Raw genomic sequence first — 23873 nt, forward strand, 5'->3', positions numbered from 1 at the left:
AGCATCATAATCTAACTTGGCATGATACTCTCTGTGAGTGAAGAACTTGTCAAATTGCTTTTCAAAAGCGATGTTAGGGTCTTTAATGTTGAGTGAATCTTTGATATCATCTAGTTGTTCCATATGAATCTTTCTAATGAGTGGTTTAGTCGCTTTTCATTATAAGTCATATGGAACTTTTTTGCTACAGTCAAAAAGACTCCATAATCTCCGATGGGAATTTACCCACTACAGAAATTATAGAGCCGAAAAAGATAGAGCTTTTGGAGTTGAGTGTTGTTTGGCATTGACGAAGTGTTAGGCAGTGTTATCTAAAGCGCGAGTTTATTAGATTTTAGAAAAATGCTGAGTAGAGGGCTCTAATTGCTTCTTTTTCTTGCTGAGTTTTTATGACAAACATAATTGAAACTTCACTTGAGCCTTGAGAAATCATCTCTAAGTTGATATTTTTCTCAGATAAAACTTTTGTTGCGGTAGATGTGATCCCAATATGATTTTTCATTTTTTCCCCTACGATCATAATGATTGAGAGGTCTCTTTCGATGTCAACTTCATCCACATGGAGCTCATTTTGAAGATAGTCAATTATTTTTTCTTCTTTTTCTGGTGTTAATTCGCGTTTTCTGAGTACAATGGACATGTCGTCAATTCCTGTTGGAATGTGCTCCCAGCGCATGTTAAGCTCTTCTAAAAGTTGTAAAACTTTGCGACCGAATCCAATTTCTCTGTTCATTAGGTATTTAGAAATATTGATACTAACAAACTGATCATCTCCTGAAATACCAACAACCGGTAAATCTAAATCTTCATGTTTTAGAATGACTTTTGTGCCTGGATGGTCAGGATTATTGGTATTTTTAATGACAAGAGGAATCTTGGCGCGATAGACGGGAATGAGAGCCTCATCGTGTAAGACTGAGAAACCTGCGTAGGCTAACTCTCGCATCTCTTTATAAGTTAATTCACTAATTGAATGTGGTTTATGAACAACACCTGGATGAGCTGCGAAGATACCATCAACGTCAGTGAAGTTTTCATAGAGATCAGCATGTGTTCCAGTGGCAATTAATGAACCAGTAATATCCGAGCCACCACGCGAAAAGGTGCAAATATCATTATCAATGGTTACACCAAAAAATCCTGGAATAATACATATATGTCGGTTGTGAGTTATTCTTTCAATGTGATGGTAACTCATTGGTAAAAGTCGCGCATTTTGCGGTTCACTTGATACAAAAAGCCCTGCTTCTCTAGGATGTAAGTAAACAGCGTCCAAACCATTTTCTTTAAAGTAAGCAGCAATTAATTTTGCATTATTATCCTCTCCAGCAGCCAGAAAGGTGTCGTATAGATAAGGATTGTTTTCAATTGGGAGTGTCGCAAGATGTTCGATGGCGTTTTGAATGGTGTCAATGATTGTCAAATCAAGATTAAGTTCAGTTGCTATGTCACGATAGCGTTCAACAATCCACTTTTTTTCTTCAGCTGTGTCTTCCTGATTAATATAATGATTGTAGTAATTGATGAGAGCATCTGTTACTTTAGTATCTTCGGGATGTCGTTTACCTGGAGCAGACACAACGATGAAACGTCGCTCTTGATCACTTTTGACAATATTGAGAACTTTTTGTAATTGTTCAGCTGAAGCAAGTGAGCTTCCGCCAAATTTTGTAACTTTCATAATGTTACTCCTCAGTAAAGTGTATTAGGGAAATTATAACAAATTTCAGATAATTTACAAGATCTTATTTCATATCTCCGCGCTAAATGTATGAAACAGATATTTCCGAATTATAGTGCAGATGATAATTCCTTTTAGAGAGTTATCTCCAGTAAGAACTCGAAAAGATAATACTTATTTTAGGAAAATCTGAACATTAAAATCCATAAAATGTCTCATGCGTTTGTTCTATTCATATCCTATTGTATAAATAAATTAAGCGTAAGTGGGAGAGTATTTTAAATTTTAGTCGAATTCATCTGAGGTCACTTCAGGGGTAAGAGAATGAGCAAGTAATCTTGTTACAATGGCTTTTGCAAAAGACTGATTTTATTATTTTCAAAACGTGGTCAGTTTGACATCTTTTCTAAGTTGTGACCTCAATCAATCATTATATCCTGCTAATGTTACTCTGATCTTTTCGCTATAAGTTTACCCTCATAACATTAGGGCAATTGTGCTGTTTTTTAAGGCTATGTCTCTATCATAAGTAGAAGTAGGTACGACCGTATAATCAATTTGAAAATCAGTATTACTTACAGGAACAGACTGCTTTGAATGGCTAAATAACTTGATTTATTAAAGTGAAAAAGATTGTTTTTTAATTGAAAAACTATTTTTTTGTGATATACTTTGAAAATAAAACTATTTAACATTCAAACAAAAAGAGGTGGAAATGATTTATCATACAATTCGATTTACAGTGACTGATAATGTTGGCAGTTTAATGTTTACAAGGGCTCAAGCAAACAATGGTTTTAATATTTCGATGTGTCTTGAAGTACTAGATGTTTTGACAAATATTGATAATGATCCAAATATTCAAATGTTAGTCATTGAGGCTGAAGGTTCTGTTTTTTCAGTCGGTGGTGATTTGCTGGAGATGGAAAGAGCGGTAACTGAAGATGATGTGGAATCCTTAGTAGATATAGCGAGGTATGTGCAGGATATTGCATTTAAACTTAAACAACTCCCCAAACCTGTCATCATGTGTACAGACGGAGCTGTTGCCGGTGCGGCATTTAACTTGGCTATAGCTTCAGACTTTTGTATTGCTAGTGATAAATCTAAGTTTATTCAGGCCTTTGTAAATGTTGGTTTGGCTCCGGATGCTGGAGGACTATTCTTACTCACCCGTTCGCTAGGCATCAACCGTGCAACTCAATTGGCGATGACGGGGGAAGCCGTTTCAGCTGAAAAAGCTGAGGAGTATGGTTTTGTTTATAAATCTTGTGAATCGGAAAAATTGGGGAAAACCCGAGATCAGCTCATAAAACGGTTGAAACGTGGTTCGTTCAATTCTTATGCAGCCAAAGCAGTTGGTCTGGGCGAGCTTCTTTTCTGACTGGGAAAGCTATGCTACTAAAGAATTATCTTGGCAGGAACGATTGGCTTTTCAGGATGATTTTAAAGAAGGCGTTAAAGCACATGCCGAAAGAAGAAGGCCTGCTTTTACAGGCAATGGTTTATTCGATAGATGAGCGGTTGATGCTATAAAATCCTTGCAAAATAATTTTACCTTTGATATAATTTGATAGTCAAACTTTATGGAGGTTATTTCGGTGGATTACAAGGAAATCAATGATTACCTAGTAGGTATTTTTAACAATGTACTCGTTATTGAAGAAGCTAGCTTGAAAACAAGCCGTTTCAATGATGTTTCAATTAAAGAAATGCATACTATTGATGAAATCGGTAACACTCCAAACGCGACACCTAGTGACATTGCTAAGGCTTTAATGGTGACATTAGGGACGGTTACAACGAGTTTGAACAAGCTAGAGAAAAAAGGCTATATCATTCGAACGAGATCTAATAGAGACCGTCGTGTTGTTCATTTAAGTCTCTCTCAGAAAGGGCGTCTCCTGTTTCGCTTACACCAAAAATTTCATATGAATATGGTTAAACAGATTACTGATGGTTTTGATGAGGAGGAGTTTGCGATCATGAGTCGTGGTTTGAAAAATTTGAATCAGTTTTTGGAGGACCTTAAATAATGGGTTTTGCAAAAATTTCACAAGTAGCTCACTATGTTCCTGAAAATATTGTCACCAATAATGACTTATCTCAAATCTTAGATACCAGTGATGAATGGATTACTAGTAGAACAGGAATTAAACGGCGTCATATTTCACAAAATGAGGAAACTAGTGATTTAGCCACTAAGGTAGCCCAAGCTTTACTGGAGAAGTCTGCTTTGAATGCTGATGAGCTAGACTTTATTATCGTTGCGACTATTACGCCGGATAGTAATATGCCTTCTGTGGCTGCTAAAGTTCAAGGTAATGTTGGCGCTGATAAAGCTTTTGCTTTCGATGTGACCGCAGCTTGTAGTGGTTTCGTATTTGCACTGGCAACAGCTGAGAAGTTTATTGCCTCTGGTGCGTATCAAAAGGGATTGGTTATCGGAGCGGAAGTGATGTCTAAGGTTCTTGATTGGACAGATCGATCGACAGCTGTTATATTTGGTGATGGAGCTGGAGGGGTGCTCTTAGAGACTTCAGACCAACGACATTTTTTGGCAGAATCATTGAATACCAAGGGAAGTCAGTGGGAAAGTTTACAATCTGGAACAAGAAGTTTAGCCTCTCCTTTTAGTCAGATTATAGCGCAAGAATCTTCTTATTTGAAGATGGATGGAAGAGCGGTTTTTGAGTTTACCATCAAAACAGTATCGAAGAGTATTGCTCAGTTGCTTGATAATCACAAGGATTTAAAGATTGATTATTTCTTGTTGCATCAGGCTAATGTCAGAATTCTTGATAAGATGGCTAAAAAAATATCGGTAGATCGAGATAAGTTTTTGGCAAATATGCAAGATTATGGTAATACTAGCGGTGCAAGTATTCCAATCTTATTATCGGAAAGTGTAGAGCGAGGTTTAATCACATTAGATGGTTCTCAAACTGTTTTTCTTTCTGCTTTTGGTGGAGGTTTGACATGGGGAAATCTAATTGTTAAAATTTAGTTAACTTTGTGCAGATAGCACATTTATATATTATTTATTTTCTAAGGAGAAAAAAACCATGGCAGTATTTGATAAAGTACAAGAGATTATCATAGAAGAACTTGGCAAAGAAGCAGAAGAAGTAAAAATGGAAACAACTTTTGATGATCTTGATGCAGATTCACTGGATGTCTTCCAAGTTATTTCTGAAATCGAAGATGAGTTTGATATTCAAATCGAAACTGAAGAAGGTCTTAACACTGTAGGTGACTTGGTTGCTTATGTTGAAGACAAAACAAAATAAATTTTAGAGGTTGAGAACAACTCAGCTCCTAAGGTCGGTGAGTGACATTTTGATTGTTAACTTCTAACTGGCTTATGGGAGTGGGATGATAAACGATAAGAGTATTTCTATCTAGTGTATCTCCCACTCCTTCTTATTTTAGCTATATAATTTGATTATCAAATCATTTAAAATAGAAAGTATTATTCGAACCGTTTATGAAAACACGTATTACAGAACTCTTAAATATCAAATATCCTATTTTTCAAGGTGGTATGGCTTGGGTTGCAGATGGCGACCTTGCTAGTGCGGTCTCTAAAGCAGGTGGTCTAGGAATTGTCGGTGGTGGCAATGCGCCTAAAGAGGTTGTTAAAGCCAATATTGATAAAATTAAGTCAATGACAGACAATCCTTTTGGTGTTAATATCATGTTGTTATCGCCTTTTGCTGATGACATTGTTGATCTAGTAATTGAAGAAGGTGTTAAAGTTGTAACGACTGGTGCCGGTAACCCTGGTAAGTATATGGGACGTCTACATGAGGCAGGAGTGACTGTCATTCCAGTTGTACCTAGTGTTGCTTTAGCAAAAAGAATGCAAAAATTGGGGGCAGATGCTGTGATTGCTGAAGGTATGGAAGCAGGTGGTCATATTGGGAAATTGACAACAATGACTTTGGTTCGCCAAGTGGTCGAGGCCCTTGATATTCCTGTTATTGCGGCAGGCGGTATTGCAGATGGTCGAGGCATGGCGGCTAGCTTTATGTTGGGAGCAGATGCTGTTCAAGTTGGAACGCGTTTTATCGTAGCCAAGGAATCTAATGCTCACCAGGCTTTTAAAAATAAAGTCTTGAAGGCAAAAGATATTGATACAGTGGTTTCGGCTTCCATTGTTGGACACCCTGTTCGTGCTATTAAGAATAAATTAGTAACTGCTTATAGCCAAGCTGAAAAAGATTTTCTTGTTGGTAAAAAAACAATTGAAGAAATTGAAGAATTGGGTGCGGGAGCTCTTCGTGATGCAGTTGTTGATGGTGACGTGATCAATGGTTCTGTGATGGCTGGTCAAATTGCTGGTTTAGTTAATAAAGAAGAAACTTGTGCCGACATTTTAGAAGATTTGTATTTAGGTGCTAAAGCAGTCATTGCTGAGGAAGCTAAACGTTGGGCAAATCTTCTAGATTAAACGAAGGAGAAAAGATGACAAAAACGGCTTTTTTATTTGCGGGTCAAGGAGCGCAAACTTTAGGAATGGCTCGTGATTTGTATGAGCATTTTGAGATTATTAAAGAAACTTTTGACCAAGCAAGGCAGGTTTTAGGCTATGATATTCGTTCTTTGATTGATGACAATCAAGATAAGTTGGATCAGACGAGATATACTCAACCTGCTATCTTAACGACTTCCGTCGCTATTTACAGACTTTTAATGGAAAAAGGGATAAGACCAGATATTGTTGCAGGACTGTCTCTGGGGGAGTATTCAGCTTTGGTTGCTGCGGGTGCGCTAGAGTTTGAAACGGCTTTAAGAGTGGTTGCAAAGCGTGGTCAGTTGATGGAGGAAGCAGCCCCTACTGGCATTGGAAAAATGGTTGCCATTATGAATACGGATGTCTCACTCATTGAAGACGCTTGTCAAAAAGCTTCTGGCTTAGGCATTGTTAGTCCCGCTAATTACAATACTCCTCAGCAAATCGTTATTGGTGGTGAGATTGCTGCTGTCGATATGGCTCTTGCTATGTTAAAAGAAGCGGGTGTCAAACGTATGATTCCACTTAAAGTTTCAGGGCCTTTCCATACAGCCTTGCTTCAAAAAGCTAGTCAAGGTTTAACAGAAGTTCTAGAGAAGGTGACGTTTAATGAGTTTAAGATTCCTTTGGTTGGCAATACAGAGGCTAAACTGATGGCAAAAGATGACGTTAAGTCTTTGTTAGCACGTCAAGTTATAGAACCTGTTAGGTTTTATGAATCAATAGCCGAAATTCAGGCATTTGGTGTTGACCGAGTGATTGAAATTGGTCCCGGAAAAGTTTTATCAGGATTCATCAAGAAAATTGATAAGAGCCTTCCAACTATATCCGTCAATGATTTAGCTAGCTTGGAACAATTGCTCAATCAAATAAGTGAGGAAAAAAATGGAAATTAAAACTAAAAATGTTTTTGTTACAGGATCCACTCGCGGGATTGGTCTAGGTATTGCTCATGAATTTGCACGTCGTGGTGCGAATGTTGTTTTAAATGGGCGTTCAGAGATTTCAGAGGAACTTTTGAGTCAGTTCGTTGATTATGGTGTGAAGGTCATCGGGATTTCAGGTGATATTTCACAGGAGGCTGAGGCAAAACGCATGGTTCAAGAAGCTATTTCAGAGCTTGGCAGTCTTGATGTTTTGGTTAATAATGCTGGAATCACTAATGATAAATTGATGTTGAAAATGACAGAGGCTGACTTTGAGAAGGTCCTAAAGATTAATCTGACAGGTGCCTTTAATATGACACAGGCTGTTTTAAAAACGATGACCAAGGCGCGGCAAGGTGCCATTGTTAACGTATCGTCTGTGGTTGGTTTGACAGGTAATGTTGGTCAGGCTAACTATGCAGCATCTAAAGCTGGCTTAATAGGATTTTCAAAATCAGTAGCGAGAGAAGTTGCTGCTCGTGGGGTAAGGGTAAATGTTATTGCACCTGGTTTTATAGCATCGGATATGACAGATGCTATTCCTGATAAAATGAAAGATATTATCTTGGGACAGATTCCAATGAGACGTATCGGTAAGCCACAAGAAGTTGCTCAAGTAGCGGTCTTTTTAGCAGAGCAAGAGTATTTAACCGGTCAAATCATCGCTATTGATGGTGGTATGACCATGATTTAAGTATCTTCTACTGACTGGATGAGAGTGGTTTGAATGACTACGATCCATCTAGAAACGAAATAAAGGAGAATTTATGTCAACGAATCGTGTGGTTATTACAGGATATGGTGTGACATCACCTATCGGAAATACACCTAAAGAGTTTTGGAAAAGCTTAGAATCTGGTACAATTGGTATAAAACCAATTACAAAATTTGATACTTCAGAAATTCCTGTGTATAATGCTGGAGAGATTCAGGATTTTCCATTTGATAAGTATTTTGTTCGCAAGGACAAGAATCGAATGGATCTGTATTCACTTTATGCTATCTATGCGACGCTAGAAGCTTTGGAAAATGCTGGTCTTGATATGAATACGGTTGATCGTGATCGCGTTGGGGTTATCGTTTCATCTGGTATTGGTGGTCTTGAAGAAATGCAAGAGCAAATTATCCGTATGCATGAAAAAGGTATGAGGCGCATTAAACCTATGTTTATTCCTAAAGCCCTTTCTAACATGGGTGCTGGAAATATTTCGCTTCGTATCGGTGCTAATGGTGTTTGTAAGTCGATTACGACAGCCTGTGCGTCAGCTAACGATGCTATCGGAGAAGCTTTCCGTGAAATTAAATTTGGCTATCAAGATGTCGTTTTAGCCGGTGGGTCTGAAAGTACCATTAATGAAATTGGTATTGGTGGTTTTAATGCTTTGACGGCTCTGTCGACAACAGAGAATCCTGCTCGTTCGTCTATTCCATTTGACAAAGACCGTAATGGTTTTGTGATGGGCGAGGGCTCAGGAGTGCTAGTGGTAGAAAGTTTAGAGCATGCCCAAAAACGCGGGGCGACTATCTTAGCTGAGATTGTCGGCTACGGCAATACTTGTGATGCCTATCATCAAACTACCCCGTCTCCAGACGGGTCAGGTGCTGCTAAAGCAATGGCATTAGCGATCTCAGAAGCAGGGATTGAGCCGAGCGATGTGGATTACGTTAATGCACATGGTACTTCCACACAAGCTAATGAACAGGGTGAAAGTCAAGCTATTGTTGCTGTCTTAGGCAAAGATGTGCCTGTGTCGTCAACTAAATCATTTACTGGGCATTTATTAGGGGCAACTGGTGCCGTTGAAGCAATTGCTACCATTGAGAGTATGCGTCATGGTTTTATCCATATGACAGCTGGTACAAGAGAATTATCAGAAGATATAGAAGCCAATGTGGTGATGGGGCAAGGACTTAAAGCAGATATTCGCTATGCCATTTCTAATACCTTTGGATTTGGTGGACACAATGCGGTTCTTGCCTTCAAACGTTGGGAGGATTAAAGGTGAATCTTTCAGAAATTAAGGACTTGATGAGTCAATTTGATGAATCTAGTCTTCGTGAATTTTCGTTTAAACAAGATGGTAATGAGTTGCGCTTTAGTAAAAATGAGCGGCAAGATATACCAGTGTCAGCGCAAGCTAGTGCTGTTTCAGAGTTAGCTCATCATGCAGTGGATGCTTCAGAGCTTAAAATGGCATCGGCTTTGGATCAGGCTGAATTACGGTCAGCTCAGACTGCAGAAGGAGATCTTGTGGAAAGTCCCTTGGTTGGTGTGGCTTATTTGTCACCGACACCTGAGAAAGCTAAGTTTGTCTCTGTGGGTGATTCCGTTAAAAAGGGGCAAACCTTGATGATTATTGAGGCTATGAAAGTTATGAATGAGGTGCCTGCGCCGCGTGATGGAGTGGTGGTAGACATTTTAGTGGCTAATGAAGATGTGGTAGAGTATGGACAAGGGTTGGTGCGGATTAAATGATTGATATTAAAGCTATTCGTGAGGCTTTACCGCACCGGTATCCTATGCTTTTGGTTGATCGTGTTTTAGAGACGAGTGATGATAAGATTGTTGCTATTAAAAATGTGACGATCAATGAACCCTTCTTCGATGGGCATTTCCCAGATTACCCAGTAATGCCGGGTGTTTTGATTATGGAAGCTTTAGCTCAAACAGCAGGTGTTTTGGAATTATCGAAAGATGAAAACAAGGGTAAGTTAGTTTTTTATGCAGGCATGGATAAGGTTAAATTTAAAAAGCAAGTGGTGCCTGGAGATCAGTTGGTCATGACAGCGAGGTTCATTAAACGTCGTCGTAATATTGCTGTTGTGGAAGCAAAGGCCGAAGTTGAGGGGCAATTGGCTGCCAGTGGCATACTTACTTTTGCTATTCGTGACTAGAACTGTTGACAAGTCTATCTGCAAGGACTTGTGGTAAGGAGAAATCAAATGTTTAAGAAGCTACTGATTGCTAATCGTGGTGAAATTGCGGTACGTATTATTCGAGCAGCGCGTGAGTTAGGTATTGCCACGGTTGCCGTTTATTCGGAAGCTGACAGGGATGCCCTTCATACCATTTTGGCCGATGAGGCTATCTGTATTGGGCCAGCACGCTCAGCAGACTCGTATTTAAATATGAGCTCTGTACTATCGGCTGCCATTGTTACTGGAGCTGAAGCCATTCACCCAGGCTTTGGCTTTTTAAGTGAGAATGCTAAGTTTGCTACTATGTGTGAAGAGATGAATATCAGTTTTATTGGTCCTTCTCCACAGGTTATGAACAAAATGGGTGACAAAATCAATGCACGGCGTGAGATGATTGCAGCGGGTGTTCCGGTTATTCCGGGGTCTGATGGTGAAGTTCACACCGCTGACGAGGCTATGGCCATCGCTAAGCAAATTGGTTATCCAGTTATGTTAAAGGCTTCGGCTGGCGGTGGTGGAAGAGGGATTCGTAAGGTTGAGCAAGAGTGCGAACTAGCTGAAGCGTTTGAGTCAGCTTCAAAAGAAGCCTTGGAAGCTTTTGGCAATAGTGCTATGTATGTTGAAAAAGTGATTTATCCTGCTCGCCATATTGAGGTTCAGATTTTGGGTGATCGTTATGGGAATATCATCCACCTAGGAGAACGTGATTGCTCTTTGCAGCGGAATAATCAAAAAGTTTTAGAAGAAAGTCCATCAGTTGCTATTGGGAAAACCCTTCGTCAAGCCTTAGGTGATGCTGCTGTTCGCGCGGCTAAAGCGGTTTCTTATGTTAACGCTGGAACGATAGAGTTTCTCTTGAATGAGCAGTCAGGAGATTTTTACTTCATGGAAATGAATACTCGTATTCAAGTAGAGCATCCTGTGACGGAATTTGTAACGGGTGTTGATATTGTTAAGGAACAGATTAAGATTGCTGCAGGTCATAAACTATTGCTTACACAAGATGAGGTGGCTATTAGTGGTCACGCTATCGAGTGTCGGATCAATGCTGAAAATCCTCGCTTAAACTTTGCACCAAGTCCAGGTAAGATTACCAATGTGCATATACCAGGTGGGAGTTTGGGACTTCGTGTTGATTCTGCCGTTTACAATGGTTATGCTATTCCTCCTTACTACGATAGTATGATTGCTAAAATCATTGTGCATGGGGAAAACCGCTTCGATGCGCTTATGAAGATGCAACGTGCTCTTTATGAATTTGAAGTAGAGGGTTTGGTAACGAATGCGGACTTCCAGTTGGATTTAATTTCAGATCAACATGTGATTGCTGGTGATTACGATACCTCGTTTTTGACGGAGACATTTTTACCGGTTTATCAGAAACGAAAAGACCTCGACGACTAGAAAGGTGATGTATGGGTTTATTTGATCAGAAGGATAAGTACTTTAGAATTAATCCCAATCGTTCTTTTAAGAGGGACAATGCGCCTAAACCGGAGGTTCCTGATGAACTTTTTGCTAAGTGTCCTGCCTGTAAGCACTTGATTTACCAAAAGGATTTGGGTTTAGCTAAAATTTGTCCGACTTGTTCTTATAACTTTAGAATTTCAGCTTTAGAGCGTCTAGCGATTACAGCTGATGATGGCACGTTTGAGGAACTATTTTCTGGTATGGAGACGAAGGATCCCTTACGTTTTCCAAAATATCAGGAAAAGCTGACTCAAGCACGTGAAAAAACTGGTCTTGATGAGGCTGTTTTGACAGGATTGGCTGAAATTAAAGGGCAAAAAACAGCTCTAGCTATCATGGATGCTAATTTTATCATGGCCTCGATGGGGACTGTTGTTGGTGAGAAGATCACCCTTTTGTTTGAGTTGGCAACAAGGAGGAAACTTCCAGTGGTTATTTTCACAGCTTCGGGTGGCGCTAGAATGCAAGAGGGGATTATGAGTCTTATGCAGATGGCTAAGGTTTCTGCGGCTGTAAAACGTCATTCTAAAGCTGGGCTCTTTTATTTGACTGTTTTGACTGATCCGACAACTGGGGGAGTGACAGCTAGTTTTGCGATGCAAGGAGATATTATTTTAGCTGAGCCACAAACACTCGTCGGATTTGCGGGACGTCGCGTTATTGAAACGACAGTGAAAGAAGATTTACCCGAGGATTTTCAGAAGTCAGAATTTCTTTTGGAGCATGGTTTTGTGGATAAGATTGTCAAACGCATAGATTTGCCGCAAGTGATTGGGTGTTTGTTGGGTTTTCATGGAGGTATGCCGTGAGTGATGTGTCAAGAATTTTAAAAGAAGCGCGCGATCAACATCGCATGACCACTTTGGATTATGCTGAAACGCTATTTGAGGATTTTATTCAGCTGCATGGAGATCGTCAGTTCGCTGATGACGGAGCAGTAGTTGCTGGGCTTGCTCGTTTGGACGGTCAACCAGTGACAATAATTGGGATCCAAAAAGGTAAGAATTTACAAGATAATCTTCATCGTAATTTTGGGCAACCGCACCCTGAGGGTTATCGTAAAGCCTTGCGCTTTATGAAGCAGGCTGAGAAGTTTGGTCGTCCTGTTATTACTTTTATTAATACAGCTGGGGCTTATCCTGGGGTGGAAGCAGAAGAGCGTGGTCAAGGTGAAGCGATCGCCAGAAACCTACTTGAGATGAGTGAGCTGAGGGTACCGATTATCGCTATTATCATCGGTGAGGGTGGTTCTGGTGGTGCTCTGGCTTTAGCAGTGGCTGATCGTGTTTGGATGTTAGAACATACCACGTATGCTGTTTTGAGCCCAGAAGGCTTTGCATCGATTTTATGGAAAGATGGCAGCCGAGCTCCAGAAGCGGCAGAATTGATGAAAATCACAGCTGGAGAATTACTCAATATGGGGGTAGTCGATAAAGTCATTCCCGAGCATGGTTATTTTTCAAGTGAAATAGCTGACATGCTAAAAGACAATTTGGTTCAAGAACTAGCATCTCTTAAACAATTGCCGATAGAAGAATTGTTAGAAAAAAGATATGAGAAGTTTAGGAAGTATTGAGCAAAAAAAATCGGCTCATTGTCAACTGTAGTGGGTTGACTTATAACTAACACCGGGAGAGAATCAGATTGGTTCTCTCTTTTGTTGTGTTCAAAGCGAGATAAATCCGTTTTTTGAAGTTTTCATCTTCCTAAAGCCAAAAGCATTTCGCTTAATGACTTTAATAAGGTTGTTGGTCGCCTCTAGTTTGGCGTTGGAATAAGGTAGTTTCAGGGGATTGATAATCTTGTCTTTGTCTTTTAGAAAGGTTGAAAAGACGGTCTTGAAGATGGGATGAACTTGTTTGATGGTATCAGAAATGAGATCAAAGAAGTGTTTCTCCTGCTTTTCTTGGAAATGAAAGAGAAGGCATTGGAAGAGGTCATAGTGGTGGCGTAGTTCATCAGAGTAGCCCAAAAGACGTTGCACAATCTCCTGATTGGTCAAGTGCATGCGAAAAGTTGGGCGATAAAATCGTTTATCACTGAGTTTTCGACTGTTTTGTTGGATGAGTTTCCAGTAACGTTTTAAGGCCTTATATTCCTGAGATTGACGCTCAAATTGGTTCATGATTTGGATACGGAAACGGTTCATGGCGCGAGATAGGTTTTGAACAATGTGGAACCTATCGAGCACAATCTTCGCCTTAGGAAACAGTGTCTTAGCGATGTCATAATAGGGGCTAAACATATCCATGGTGATGACTTTGACACGACTGCGCACCTTGTGAGAATACCGCATGAAATGATTTTTAATGACAGCTTGCGTCCGACCATCAAGGATAGCGATAATCTTGTTGGCATCGAAATCTTGGGCAATAAAGCTCATCTTTCCCTTCTTGAAAGCATACTCATCCCACGACACATTTTCGGGTAACCAGGTTAAATCTGTCTGACACTCAAAGCGGTTGAGTTGCCGATAGACGGTTGACACAGAGACAGAGAGGTCTTCGGCGATTTTTGACATTGCCTCACGGCTCATGAGTTTGTCGGTGATTTTGTGGTTAATGATGTTGGGAATCTGATGATTTTCTCTGACCAGAGAGGTCTTAGCGACAGCCATTTTCCCACACGATTGACATTTGAAGCGACGCTTTTTGAGACGAATCAGTACTTTACAACCAGCCATTTCCAGATAGGGAATTTTACATGGTTTTTGGAAGTCGTACTTTGCCATTTTTCCTTGACAAGAAGGGTATTGTGGGGCATCATAATCTAACTTGGCATGATACTCTCTGTGAGTGAAGAACTTGTCAAATTGCTTTTCAAAAGCGATGTTAGGGTCTTTAATGTTGAGTGAATCTTTGATATCATCTAGTTGTTCCATATGAATCTTTCTAATGAGTGGTTTAGTCGCTTTTCATTATAAGTCATATGGAACTTTTTTGCTATAGTCAAAAAAGACTCCATAATCTCCGATGGGAATTTACCCACTACAGAAATTATAGAGCCAGAAAAACGAGCATCTCCAACTGCGGAAATGCCTGTTTTTGTATTCTGAAGCTAGTTTTTGCCCAGACCCTTGAGAACAACTTTTTAATCAGATGAACCATTTGTTACACTTGATTTGACAATGGGCGCTTGAAAATAAAGTGAAATAATTGTAAAATATATGTACGTACAAATTTTGAGAGGGAAATAATTATGGTTGCTAAATATAGAAAGATAGCTGATGACTTACGGGGGAAAATTTTAGGAGGTTTGTATGAAGAAGGGACTTCAATTCCAACGGAACAAATGCTACAAAATGATTATCAAGTCAGTCGTCACACCGTTAGACAAGCAATATCTCTATTAGTTAATGAGGGGTTATTAGTTAGCGAACGCGGTTCGGGAACCTTTGTTGCTGAAAGAGCGAATCGTGTTGAAGAAGAGCATGAAAAAACCATAACAGTAGGTGTTTTATTAACCTCTTTATCAGACTACATTTTTCCTGAGATTATTAGTGGTATCGAAAAAACTCTTAGAGAAAATAACTGTAGCCTCATATTATCAAGTAGTAATAATGATTTTGAGCAGGAAAAAGAGTGCTTGCTTTCTTTGCAAAATCAAGGTATTGATGCTCTGATTATGGAACCAGCAAAAAGCAATTGTTATAATCCTAATATTTCTGAGTACCTTCGTATTCGGGAAGCGGGGATTCCGCTTATTTTTATTAATTCACGAATTGACTTAATCGATATTCCCACAGTTAGTTTAGATGATGTTAGCTCCTCTCAATATTTGACAGAGGCGCTGTTTGAAAGAAATTTAGAAAAGATTGCTATTGTAACAAATTGGGATTTTAAGCAGGGAAAAGATCGTTTGGAAGGTTTTATTAAAGCTCATCTTCAGTCTGATAAATTATTTTCCAATGAAGATATTTTCTGTTTTAATCATTCGAATAGAGATATTATTCTGAATTCTGTTATCAATTATTTGGAAAGAACGGCAGAGGTTGATGCGCTTATCTGTTACAATGATGAGTTGGCTATAGATCTTATTAGATTACTAACTCAAACTTGTCCTGATCTCATAGAGAGACTTACCATAGCTAGCTTTGACTACTCTCAATTGGGTAAATCTTATCCGATAACTTTATCTGCGGAGCATCCAAAGCATGTTTTAGGGGAAAAGGTCGTACAAATCATCTTAGAAAAACTAAAAGGAACAGACGATAAAAAGATAAGTACGTATTTATTCCGACCCAAAATTATCGTAAAGTAAGAGATTGTGCGTACAATGCACAATTTTATTTTTAAAAAAATAATAAAGCGTTTACAAAAACATATAAAAGGATTATAATTAAAAAAAGCGCTTACAAAATAATGGGAGGTTGTATGGACAAAAAAGTAATAGATGATATTTTAAAAGGAAATGTCTCATTGGGAATTGAATTTGGTTCTACACGTATCAAAGCTGTTCTTATATCCGATACAAATGATGTTTTGGCTCAGGGAAATCATGACTGGGAAAATCAATTAGTGGATGGTTTATGGACTTACTCTTTGGATTCGATTCAGTCAGGATTACAAAAAGCCTACTCACAGTTAAAGGGAGCAGTTGAGAATCAGTATGGTCTTACTTTGTCACGTATTGGTCAAATCGGAATCAGTGCAATGATGCATGGTTATTTAGCATTTAATCACGCAGGAGAATTATTAGTTCCTTTTAGAACATGGCGAAATACTAATACTGGAGAAGCGGCGCAGCTGTTGACAAAGGCTTTTGACTTTAATGTGCCACTCCGATGGAGTGTATCGCATTTGTATCAAGCTATCTTAAATAGTGAAGATCATATCTCACAAATTTCTAGATTTACAACACTTGCAGGCTATGTCCACGGGTTATTAACAAATGAATTTGTACTAGGTGTTGGAGATGCCTCTGGGATGTTTCCAATAGATAGTGATACAGGTCAGTATGATGAAAAACTACTCTCTTGTTTCGATAATTTGGTCGCATCAAAACAGTTATCCTGGCAGGTAGAAGAGTTATTGCCAAAGGTATTATCCGCAGGAGAAATTGCGGGAATTTTGACCGAAGAAGGCGCAAAATTGCTAGACCCTTCGGGTGATTTGAAATCAGGTTCTGTTTTTTGTCCTCCAGAAGGTGATGCAGGTACTGGTATGGTGGCAACAAATAGTATTAGACCGAAAACAGGTAATATTTCTGCTGGTACCTCAATATTTTCAATGGTTGTTTTAGAAGAGCCTTTAAAAAATGTTTACCCAGAAATTGATATTGTTACTACTCCTGTTGGAGATAGTGTGGCCATGGTGCATGCCAATAATTGTTCGACAGAATTGAATGCATGGGTCGGCTTGTTTGATGAGTTAACTCAGTTAACTGGGGGTAAGGCTGATAAAGGGAAATTGTATGAAATTCTGTTTAATCATATGTTAACAGAACAGTTATCAGAAGCACCAATGCTTAGTTATCCGTATCATTCAGGCGAAGATATTGTCAAGGTTGATGAAGGTCGTCCACTATTTGTGAGACGTGCAGAAAGTCCTTTTGGCTTAGCTAATTTCATGAAAACGCAGTTATACGGAGCATTTGCTGCGGTATCAATAGGGATGCGGATTTTGACAGACAAAGAGCAAGTTAAATTGGATAGCATTCTTGGTCATGGTGGACTTTTTAAAACTAAAGATGTTGCTCAGAGGTTATTAGCTGGTGCGATAAAGACTCCAGTTGAAGTTATGACAACCGCTAGTGAAGGTGGTGCTTGGGGTATTGCAGTATTAGCGAATTATACACGTCTCTCAAAAGAAAAAACACTTCAGGAATTTTTAGATGAGGATGTTTTTGGAAAAGTAGAACGGTATCGTATTGAACCAAAAGACGAAGACGTTAAAGAATTTGAACAATTTATTAGAGCATTTGAAGATGGTTTAGCCATTGAGAATTTAGCTGGCAAGATAATTTAGAGAAAGGGGCAAATATGTTAGAAGATATAAAAGAAATAGTTTATCAACAAAATTTAGAACTTCCCAAGCGGGGATTAATAAAATACACTTGGGGAAATGTGAGTCAAGTTGATCGAGAAAAAGGTTTGTTTGTTATCAAACCCTCTGGAGTTGACTACGACGCTATGAAAGCCTCCGACATGGTTGTTTGTGATTTTGACGGTAATGTCGTTGAAGGAGATTTTCGACCATCGTCTGATATGCCAACTCATGCAAAAATATATAAATATTTTCAAGATGTTGGTGGGGTTGTTCATACACATTCTCCATGGGCAGTGGTATGGTCTCAAGCTGGAAAAGATTTGCCTGCATTGGGAACAACACACGCAGACACTTTCTATGGTACAGTTCCTTGTGCGAGATTCTTAACTCAAGAAGAACTTGATGCAGGCTACGAAGCTGAAACTGGAACGGTAATCGTTGAAACATTTAAGGAACGGGGCCTAAAACCTAATGAAGTACCTGGAATCCTGTTGCAAGGTCATGGACCATTTACATGGGGGAAAGATGCTGAAGATGCTGTCATGCATGCAGTAGTTCTTGAAGAAGTAAGTAAAATGAACTTTTTTACGCGTCAGTTAAATCCAGATTCTCCAGATTTGCCTCAGCACATTTTGGATAAACACTATCAACGTAAACATGGTAAAAATGCCTACTATGGGCAAAAATAAATAAAAAGGAGTTTAAAATGTCAGAATTAAATCAAGAATTTTGGTTTGTTGTGGGATCACAACACTTATACGGTGAAGAAGCTTTAGAAGAAGTAAAGGTTCATGCTAGGGATATGGTAAAAAAACTAAATGACAGTGGTAAGTTACCATATAAGTTAGTGTTTCAAGAAGATTTGGCGGTTTCAGCAGATAGTATCACTAAACTGATGAAAGAGATTAACTATCGTGATGAAGTAGCTGGTGTTATTACATGGATGCATACTTTCTCTCCAGCGAAAATGTGGATTCGTGGCACTAAATTGCTTCAAAAGCCGTTGCTTCATTTGGCGACCCAATATAATGAATCAATTCCTTGGTCAACAATCGATATGGACTTCATGAATTTAAATCAATCAGCTCATGGGGATCGTGAATATGGTTTTATTAATGCACGCCTTAAAAAAAATAACGAGGTTGTAGTAGGACATTGGGAAAATGACAGCGTACAAGAAAAAATTGGAAGCTGGATGGATGTTGCCGTTGCCTATAATGAAGGTTTCAACATCAAAGTTGCTCGCTTTGGTGATAATATGCGCAATGTAGGAGTAACTGAAGGTGATAAAGTGGAAGCACAAATTCAGTTTGGTTGGACAGTTGATTACTTTGGTATTGGAGATTTGGTAGAAGTCGTGAACCAAGTTACAGATGAAGAAGTTGATAATCTTTTTGCAGATTATGAAACTCTTTACGACTTTGATTATGCAGATTATAATCAAGCAACTTGGGAAAAGCATGTCAAGGTTCAAGCTCGGTATGAAATTGCCATCAAGCGTTTCCTTGATGATGGTGGCTATACTGCCTTCACATCAAATTTTGAAGATTTGCATGGAATGGAGCAACTTCCTGGACTAGCCGTTCAACGGTTAATGGCTCAAGGTTATGGTTTTGCTGGTGAAGGGGATTGGAAAACAGCTGCCCTTGATCGTTTTATGAAGGTAATGTCACATAATCAAAATACAGGTTTTATGGAAGATTATACTTATGAGTTAGCACAAGGCCAAGAGTCCATTTTACAATCACATATGCTAGAAGTAGATCCCAGCCTTGCGGCTAATAAACCTCGTATTCTTGTGTCACCATTAGGTATTGGTGGAAAGGCTGATCCAGCTCGTCTAGTATTTGATGGTAAAGCCGGTGAAGGTGTCGTTGTATCAATGGCTGACTTTGGTACTCACTATAAACTTCTAATTAATGAAGTAGAAGCTTTTGAGCCAACAGAAGCTGCACCAAAACTACCAGTAGCTCGAGTTATGTGGAAAGTGAAACCAGACTTCCAAAGTGGTGTTAAATCATGGATTGAAGCTGGCGGAGGTCACCATACAGTTGTGTCCTTGAATTTGACTTCTGATCAAATTATTGCATGGGCTAAACTTGTTGGACTTGAGTATACATTGATAAAATAAAAGATTGACTTTTGAAAAGAGCGGGAAAATTATGAAAAAAATAATGAAATCATTTGTTTTTGCAGTATTGGGTGCTATGATGATGGTTATTCTATATGGTTGTGGCAGTCAAACTCGTGGTTGGGAAGATAATGGACAACAGCTTAAAAAAGGTGATTTAATTGGAATCTCAATGCCAACTAAAGCTGACCAACGTTGGAATATGGACGGTAATAATCTTGTAAAAAAATTAGAAGAACAGGGATTTAAAACCAAGTTAGCTTATGCTAATAATTCTCCATCTCAACAATCAACTGATATTAACAACCTTGTTTCGGCTGGTGCTAAAGCTGTTGTTGTAGCCTCTGTTGATGGAACTGCAGTTGGTCCAGCAGTTAAACAAGCTAAAGATAATGGAGCAACCGTTATTGCGTATGACCGTCTTATTATGAATACTGAATCTGTTGATTTTTATGTTACGTTTGAACTAGAACGTACGGGGATTCTAGAGGCACAGACTATCATTGATCGTTTAGATTTAAAAAATGGTGGAGGTAAAGATACCCCTTATAATATTGCTTTGTTTGCAGGGTCTGACGATGATAATAATGCTCCATATTTCTTTAAGGGTGCATGGGATCTATTACAACCCTATTTTGAATCTGGGCAACTTGTTGATCCATCAGGCATTGTAACAAAAGATTTTACTACAAAAGATTGGAAGAAAATTTCTGTGCATGCTTGGGATCAGTCACAAGCTCAAAAACAAATGGATGCTATTATGACTAAATTAGGAGATAAACCACTTGCAGCTGTTCTTTCTCCTTATGATGCTATCTCTTTAGGAGCAATGAAATCAATCAAAAACGCTCGCCCAGAAATGTCACCATCAATTCCATTTGATTCAAAAAATCCAACAAACGCCTCAGCATGGCCAATTATAACTGGTCAAGATGGTATGGATATTGCTATTACCAATATCTACCACGGGGCTCAAGCACAAACAGTGTTTAAAGATACATCATTACTATCTGACCAAACAAGAGATTTGTTAGTGGATATTTTGGAAGGAAAAACACCTAAATCCGATAAAAAACCAATGAATAATGGTAAAAAAGATGTTCCAACTTGGTTGATGAATTCTGACGAATTAGTGAAAAATCCTAAAGGTGAACAAAAAGGGCTACATTATGTTGTTGAAGTTGGCTTCATTACAGAAGATCAATATCAAAAAGATATTAAAGCCCCAATTATCAAGTAGGATATCTACTTGTAACAAAAAAGTATCGCACTAAAAACTAATAAATAGGAAATAAACTATGGAAAATTCTGATTTAATATTGCAGATGCAAGATATTACCAAAACATTTGGACCAGTTAAAGCGCTAACAAATGTTAATCTTAATATCAAAAAAGGTGAAATTCATGGAATTTGTGGAGAAAACGGTGCTGGAAAATCTACCTTGATGAATGTTTTATCTGGAGTTTATCCTTACGGTACATACTCTGGGAATATCTTATATGATGGAAAGGAATGTCAATTTAAAACTATTTCAGATTCTGAAGATCTTGGAATAGTTGTTATCCAGCAAGAGCTTGCTCTAAGCCCCTATCTGTCCATCGCTGAAAATATCTTTTTAGGAAATGAAAAACAAGAACATGGGGTCATTGATTGGATGAGAACTCGCTCTGATGCTATTAAGGTTATGGGACGCGTTGGGTTAATGGATAGCCCAGAAACAAAAATTTCTGATATTGGTGTCGGCAAACAGCAGCTTGTTGAAATTGCTAAGGCACTATCTAAAAATGTTAAATTATTGGTTTTAGATGAACCTACAGCAGCACTTAATGATGAAGACTCTGCTCATTTATTAAATATTTTACGAGATTTACGTGATAACCAAGGAGTTACTTCTGTTATTATTTCTCATAAGTTAAATGAAATTCAAGATATTACAGATAATGTGACAATTATCCGTGACGGTTCTACAGTCGGTTACATGCCTAATACCAAAGAAGAACCACTAAATCAAGATAGACTAATTGCGGCTATGGTAGGACGTGAATTGACTAGTCTATACCCTGAACACGAATCTCATATTGGAGATGAAATTTTTAGGGTGGAAAATTGGAATGTTCATCACCCAATTGATCAAGAACGTAAAGTAGTTGATAACGCATCTATCAGTGTGCGCTCAGGTGAGATTGTTGGTATTGCCGGTCTTATGGGTGCAGGCCGTACGGAACTTGCTATGAGTGTTTTTGGCAAGTCATATGGAGCTAATATTTCTGGAAAGGTATTCATTCGTGGAAAAGAGACAGATACTTCAACAGTAAAAAAAGCTATATCAGCTGGTTTAGCATATGCAACCGAAGATAGAAAAGGTTATGGATTAAACCTATTACAAAGCATAAGAGAGAATGCTTCTTTAGCGGCTCTTCATAAACATTCTAAACATGGTATTATGGACGATAATATCGAGAGAGTCATTTCCGAAAAATATCGAAAAGATTTCCATATTAAGGCACCCTCTATTGAAGAGCGAGTTTCCAATTTATCTGGTGGAAATCAGCAAAAGGTAGTTCTGTCAAAATGGGTTATTTCAGATCCAGATATCCTTATTGTTGATGAACCAACACGTGGTATCGATGTTGGTGCTAAATATGAAATTTACGAAATCATTAATCAGTTAGCAAATGAAGGAAAAGCAATCATTGTGATTTCTTCTGAATTGCCAGAATTGATTGGTATATGTGATCGGATTTATACTGTCAGTCAAGGCGTCATCACAGAAGACGTAGCTAAGGAAAAATTCACACAAGAATATCTAATGAAAGGTATGACCAAAGAGAAAATCTCTTAGGGAAAAGGAATAAAAATGACTTCACAGAATAATAAAACTTCAGAGAACACAGCAGACTATAAAACATTTTTCAACTCATTTTTATCAGGTAGTCGTCAATATGGTATTGTAGGAGCATTAGTTGCTATTATTGCCATCTTCCAATTTCTGACAGGGGGCTTGCTACTCCAACCTAACACTGTTGTTCAGTTAATTCAACAAAATGCTTACGTTATTATCCTTGCTGTAGGGATGGTTATGGTAATCATAGCGACGCATATCGATTTATCCGTTGGTTCTTTAGTTGGATTTATAGGAGGGTGTATCGCTCTTCTAATGCAAGACATGCATTTGAATTGGTTTTTGGCAATCATCGTAGGTATTTTAATAGGACTTGTAATTGGTGTATGGCAAGGATTTTGGGTAGCCTATGTAGGGATCCCAGGGTTTATTACAACGTTGGCAGGTATGTTGATTTTCCGTGGTTTAGCTACTACGATGATTAATGCTTCCATCCCAGTTAATAATGCCTCATTCAATGCTATCGCAGCTAATTACTTGCCAAATATTTTTGGATTTTGGGGGCAGTTTGATGCCTTAACTGTGATTATGGGTGTTTTACTAACGGTATTGTTTGCATATCATCAATTTAGAAACCGTAAGAAAGCCTTTAATGTTGGTTTGGATGTTGAACCATTATCAGCAACATATATGAAAATTGCTTCTTCTTCTATTATTATCTTAGCTTTAACTTATCTATTTGCTTTGTCGGGCAATAATACCCAAGGTGGTATTCCAATTATGCTAGTGATTGTAGGTATTTTAGTTGCTGTCTACCACTTTATTTTGACGAAAACGGTTTTTGGACGACATGTTTATGCTGTCGGTGGAAATCGCAGAGCTGCTATGTTATCAGGTATCAATACCAAAAAGGTTGACTTCTTATTGTACGTCCATATGGGCTTCTTATCTGCTGTAGCTGCCATTGCTATCTTGTCTCGACTTAGTTCAGCATCGGCTGCAACAGGGAATTCATTTGAAATGGATGCTATTGCATCATGTTTCGTTGGTGGAACGGCTGTAACGGGAGGTGTTGGAACAATCCCAGGAGTAGTTATTGGAGCTGCAGTCATTGGTGTTATTAATCAAGGCTTGTCTATCATGGGTGTTGATTCTGCTCTTATTCAGACTATAAAAGGGTTAGTATTATTGCTTGCCGTAGCCGTTGATATTTATTCAAAAAAACGTAAATAGAAAGAGTGATGCTTATTATGAATAGTGAACTATCAAATAAATCAAAAATAAGGTTGTACATTTTGACCTCATTAAGCTGTTTTTTGTGGGTAATACAAGTAGTCTACGAAGCAATTACCTTAAATCAAGATGTGTTCTCTATTTATAATGTGATCTTTTATATCTCT

21 protein-coding genes and 1 pseudogene are annotated in these 23873 nt (G+C 38.6%); 20 read left to right on the plus strand and 2 right to left on the minus strand.

Going from position 1 to position 23873, the window contains the following annotated elements; all coding sequences use genetic code 11:
* Nucleotides 1-334 precede the first annotated feature (334 nt).
* Nucleotides 335-1681, minus strand: coding sequence for an aspartate kinase (locus tag ABP870_RS08315; RefSeq protein WP_350014983.1), 1347 nt, complete (start codon nucleotides 1679-1681; stop codon nucleotides 335-337).
* Nucleotides 1682-2396: 715 nt separating this feature from the next.
* Here ABP870_RS08315 and fabM point away from each other — a divergent pair.
* The 13 genes and pseudogenes from fabM to ABP870_RS08380 all read left to right on the plus strand — a co-directional run bounded on the left by fabM (nucleotide 2397) and on the right by ABP870_RS08380 (nucleotide 13088).
* A pseudogene (fabM, locus tag ABP870_RS08320) lies at nucleotides 2397-3201 on the plus strand (trans-2-decenoyl-ACP isomerase).
* Between the two features lie 81 nt (nucleotides 3202-3282).
* On the plus strand, nucleotides 3283-3717 hold the full coding sequence (fabT, locus tag ABP870_RS08325; protein WP_350014984.1) for a fatty acid biosynthesis transcriptional regulator FabT: 435 nt from the start codon (nucleotides 3283-3285) through the stop codon (nucleotides 3715-3717).
* Nucleotides 3717-4688, plus strand: a complete 972-nt coding sequence (locus ABP870_RS08330; RefSeq protein ID WP_350014985.1) for a beta-ketoacyl-ACP synthase III — start codon at nucleotides 3717-3719, stop codon at nucleotides 4686-4688. Before fabT ends, ABP870_RS08330 begins: the two co-directional genes overlap by 1 nt.
* A gap of 58 nt (nucleotides 4689-4746) precedes the next feature.
* Nucleotides 4747-4971 carry an acyl carrier protein gene (locus ABP870_RS08335; RefSeq protein ID WP_062710218.1) on the plus strand — a complete coding sequence of 75 codons (225 nt, stop codon included), beginning with the start codon at nucleotides 4747-4749 and terminating at the stop codon, nucleotides 4969-4971.
* Nucleotides 4972-5168: 197 nt separating this feature from the next.
* Nucleotides 5169-6134, plus strand: a complete 966-nt coding sequence (gene fabK / locus ABP870_RS08340) for an enoyl-[acyl-carrier-protein] reductase FabK (RefSeq protein ID WP_350014986.1) — start codon at nucleotides 5169-5171, stop codon at nucleotides 6132-6134.
* A 14-nt stretch (nucleotides 6135-6148) separates the two neighbouring features.
* Nucleotides 6149-7093 (plus strand): ACP S-malonyltransferase, encoded by a 945-nt coding sequence (fabD, locus tag ABP870_RS08345; RefSeq protein WP_350014987.1) that lies wholly within the window; start codon nucleotides 6149-6151, stop codon nucleotides 7091-7093.
* The gene (gene fabG, locus ABP870_RS08350; protein WP_350014988.1) at nucleotides 7083-7817 is read left to right on the plus strand and encodes a 3-oxoacyl-[acyl-carrier-protein] reductase; all 735 of its coding nucleotides are present in this window, start codon (nucleotides 7083-7085) and stop codon (nucleotides 7815-7817) included. Before fabD ends, fabG begins: the two co-directional genes overlap by 11 nt.
* 73 nt (nucleotides 7818-7890) lie before the next feature.
* A complete protein-coding gene (gene fabF / locus ABP870_RS08355) occupies nucleotides 7891-9123 on the plus strand; it encodes a beta-ketoacyl-ACP synthase II (protein ID WP_350014989.1) in 1233 nt (410 codons plus the stop codon).
* A gap of 2 nt (nucleotides 9124-9125) precedes the next feature.
* Nucleotides 9126-9599, plus strand: a complete 474-nt coding sequence (gene accB / locus ABP870_RS08360) for an acetyl-CoA carboxylase biotin carboxyl carrier protein (RefSeq protein ID WP_350014990.1) — start codon at nucleotides 9126-9128, stop codon at nucleotides 9597-9599.
* On the plus strand, nucleotides 9596-10018 hold the full coding sequence (gene fabZ, locus ABP870_RS08365) for a 3-hydroxyacyl-ACP dehydratase FabZ (protein ID WP_350014991.1): 423 nt from the start codon (nucleotides 9596-9598) through the stop codon (nucleotides 10016-10018). The genes accB and fabZ overlap by 4 nt, the downstream gene beginning before the upstream one ends.
* Before the next feature lie 48 nt (nucleotides 10019-10066).
* Nucleotides 10067-11446 (plus strand): acetyl-CoA carboxylase biotin carboxylase subunit, encoded by a 1380-nt coding sequence (locus ABP870_RS08370; protein WP_350014992.1) that lies wholly within the window; start codon nucleotides 10067-10069, stop codon nucleotides 11444-11446.
* Between the two features lie 11 nt (nucleotides 11447-11457).
* Nucleotides 11458-12321 carry an acetyl-CoA carboxylase, carboxyltransferase subunit beta gene (accD, locus tag ABP870_RS08375; RefSeq protein WP_350014993.1) on the plus strand — a complete coding sequence of 288 codons (864 nt, stop codon included), beginning with the start codon at nucleotides 11458-11460 and terminating at the stop codon, nucleotides 12319-12321.
* Nucleotides 12318-13088: an acetyl-CoA carboxylase carboxyl transferase subunit alpha gene (locus ABP870_RS08380; protein WP_350014994.1), complete on the plus strand. Its 771-nt coding sequence runs from the start codon at nucleotides 12318-12320 to the stop codon at nucleotides 13086-13088. The genes accD and ABP870_RS08380 overlap by 4 nt, the downstream gene beginning before the upstream one ends.
* Before the next feature lie 46 nt (nucleotides 13089-13134).
* Here ABP870_RS08380 and ABP870_RS08385 read toward each other — a convergent pair.
* Nucleotides 13135-14393, minus strand: a protein-coding gene (locus tag ABP870_RS08385; protein WP_350014995.1) for an ISL3 family transposase whose coding sequence is annotated in 2 segments (ribosomal slippage) — nucleotides 13135-13214 and nucleotides 13214-14393 — 1260 coding nt in all. Because the reading frame shifts where the segments join, the coding sequence is not laid out codon by codon here.
* Between the two features lie 317 nt (nucleotides 14394-14710).
* On the opposite strand from ABP870_RS08385, the gene ABP870_RS08390 reads away from it, so the two are divergent.
* The 7 genes from ABP870_RS08390 to mmsB all read left to right on the plus strand — a co-directional run bounded on the left by ABP870_RS08390 (nucleotide 14711) and on the right by mmsB (nucleotide 23706).
* On the plus strand, nucleotides 14711-15772 hold the full coding sequence (locus ABP870_RS08390; RefSeq protein WP_350014996.1) for a GntR family transcriptional regulator: 1062 nt from the start codon (nucleotides 14711-14713) through the stop codon (nucleotides 15770-15772).
* Between the two features lie 113 nt (nucleotides 15773-15885).
* A complete protein-coding gene (locus tag ABP870_RS08395) occupies nucleotides 15886-17478 on the plus strand; it encodes a xylulokinase (RefSeq protein ID WP_350014997.1) in 1593 nt (530 codons plus the stop codon).
* A gap of 14 nt (nucleotides 17479-17492) precedes the next feature.
* Nucleotides 17493-18188 (plus strand): L-ribulose-5-phosphate 4-epimerase, encoded by a 696-nt coding sequence (locus ABP870_RS08400; protein ID WP_350014998.1) that lies wholly within the window; start codon nucleotides 17493-17495, stop codon nucleotides 18186-18188.
* A gap of 17 nt (nucleotides 18189-18205) precedes the next feature.
* On the plus strand, nucleotides 18206-19630 hold the full coding sequence (gene araA, locus ABP870_RS08405) for an L-arabinose isomerase (RefSeq protein WP_350014999.1): 1425 nt from the start codon (nucleotides 18206-18208) through the stop codon (nucleotides 19628-19630).
* A gap of 31 nt (nucleotides 19631-19661) precedes the next feature.
* The gene (locus ABP870_RS08410) at nucleotides 19662-20870 is read left to right on the plus strand and encodes a substrate-binding domain-containing protein (RefSeq protein ID WP_350015000.1); all 1209 of its coding nucleotides are present in this window, start codon (nucleotides 19662-19664) and stop codon (nucleotides 20868-20870) included.
* A 58-nt stretch (nucleotides 20871-20928) separates the two neighbouring features.
* Nucleotides 20929-22473 (plus strand): sugar ABC transporter ATP-binding protein, encoded by a 1545-nt coding sequence (locus ABP870_RS08415; protein WP_350015001.1) that lies wholly within the window; start codon nucleotides 20929-20931, stop codon nucleotides 22471-22473.
* A gap of 15 nt (nucleotides 22474-22488) precedes the next feature.
* Nucleotides 22489-23706, plus strand: coding sequence for a multiple monosaccharide ABC transporter permease (mmsB, locus tag ABP870_RS08420; RefSeq protein ID WP_350015002.1), 1218 nt, complete (start codon nucleotides 22489-22491; stop codon nucleotides 23704-23706).
* Nucleotides 23707-23873 lie beyond the last annotated feature (167 nt).

The sequence above is a fragment of the Streptococcus jiangjianxini genome (assembly GCF_040225085.1).
Taxonomy (GTDB): Bacteria; Bacillota; Bacilli; order Lactobacillales; family Streptococcaceae; genus Streptococcus; species Streptococcus jiangjianxini.

What these genes read in the sequence shown, in the direction of transcription:
- fabZ (WP_350014991.1), top strand. Translation starts at nt 9,596, where the DNA reads ATGATTGATATTAAAGCTATTCGTGAGGCTTTACCGCACCGGTATCCT.
- ABP870_RS08415 (WP_350015001.1), top strand. Translation starts at nt 20,929, where the DNA reads ATGGAAAATTCTGATTTAATATTGCAGATGCAAGATATTACCAAAACA.
- fabF (WP_350014989.1), top strand. Translation starts at nt 7,891, where the DNA reads ATGTCAACGAATCGTGTGGTTATTACAGGATATGGTGTGACATCACCT.
- fabK (WP_350014986.1), top strand. Translation starts at nt 5,169, where the DNA reads ATGAAAACACGTATTACAGAACTCTTAAATATCAAATATCCTATTTTT.
- ABP870_RS08335 (WP_062710218.1), top strand. Translation starts at nt 4,747, where the DNA reads ATGGCAGTATTTGATAAAGTACAAGAGATTATCATAGAAGAACTTGGC.
- fabG (WP_350014988.1), top strand. Translation starts at nt 7,083, where the DNA reads ATGGAAATTAAAACTAAAAATGTTTTTGTTACAGGATCCACTCGCGGG.
- ABP870_RS08400 (WP_350014998.1), top strand. Translation starts at nt 17,493, where the DNA reads ATGTTAGAAGATATAAAAGAAATAGTTTATCAACAAAATTTAGAACTT.
- fabD (WP_350014987.1), top strand. Translation starts at nt 6,149, where the DNA reads ATGACAAAAACGGCTTTTTTATTTGCGGGTCAAGGAGCGCAAACTTTA.
- accD (WP_350014993.1), top strand. Translation starts at nt 11,458, where the DNA reads ATGGGTTTATTTGATCAGAAGGATAAGTACTTTAGAATTAATCCCAAT.
- ABP870_RS08370 (WP_350014992.1), top strand. Translation starts at nt 10,067, where the DNA reads ATGTTTAAGAAGCTACTGATTGCTAATCGTGGTGAAATTGCGGTACGT.
- ABP870_RS08315 (WP_350014983.1), bottom strand. Translation starts at nt 1,681, where the DNA reads ATGAAAGTTACAAAATTTGGCGGAAGCTCACTTGCTTCAGCTGAACAA.
- mmsB (WP_350015002.1), top strand. Translation starts at nt 22,489, where the DNA reads ATGACTTCACAGAATAATAAAACTTCAGAGAACACAGCAGACTATAAA.
- ABP870_RS08330 (WP_350014985.1), top strand. Translation starts at nt 3,717, where the DNA reads ATGGGTTTTGCAAAAATTTCACAAGTAGCTCACTATGTTCCTGAAAAT.
- ABP870_RS08390 (WP_350014996.1), top strand. Translation starts at nt 14,711, where the DNA reads ATGGTTGCTAAATATAGAAAGATAGCTGATGACTTACGGGGGAAAATT.
- ABP870_RS08410 (WP_350015000.1), top strand. Translation starts at nt 19,662, where the DNA reads ATGAAAAAAATAATGAAATCATTTGTTTTTGCAGTATTGGGTGCTATG.
- araA (WP_350014999.1), top strand. Translation starts at nt 18,206, where the DNA reads ATGTCAGAATTAAATCAAGAATTTTGGTTTGTTGTGGGATCACAACAC.
- ABP870_RS08395 (WP_350014997.1), top strand. Translation starts at nt 15,886, where the DNA reads ATGGACAAAAAAGTAATAGATGATATTTTAAAAGGAAATGTCTCATTG.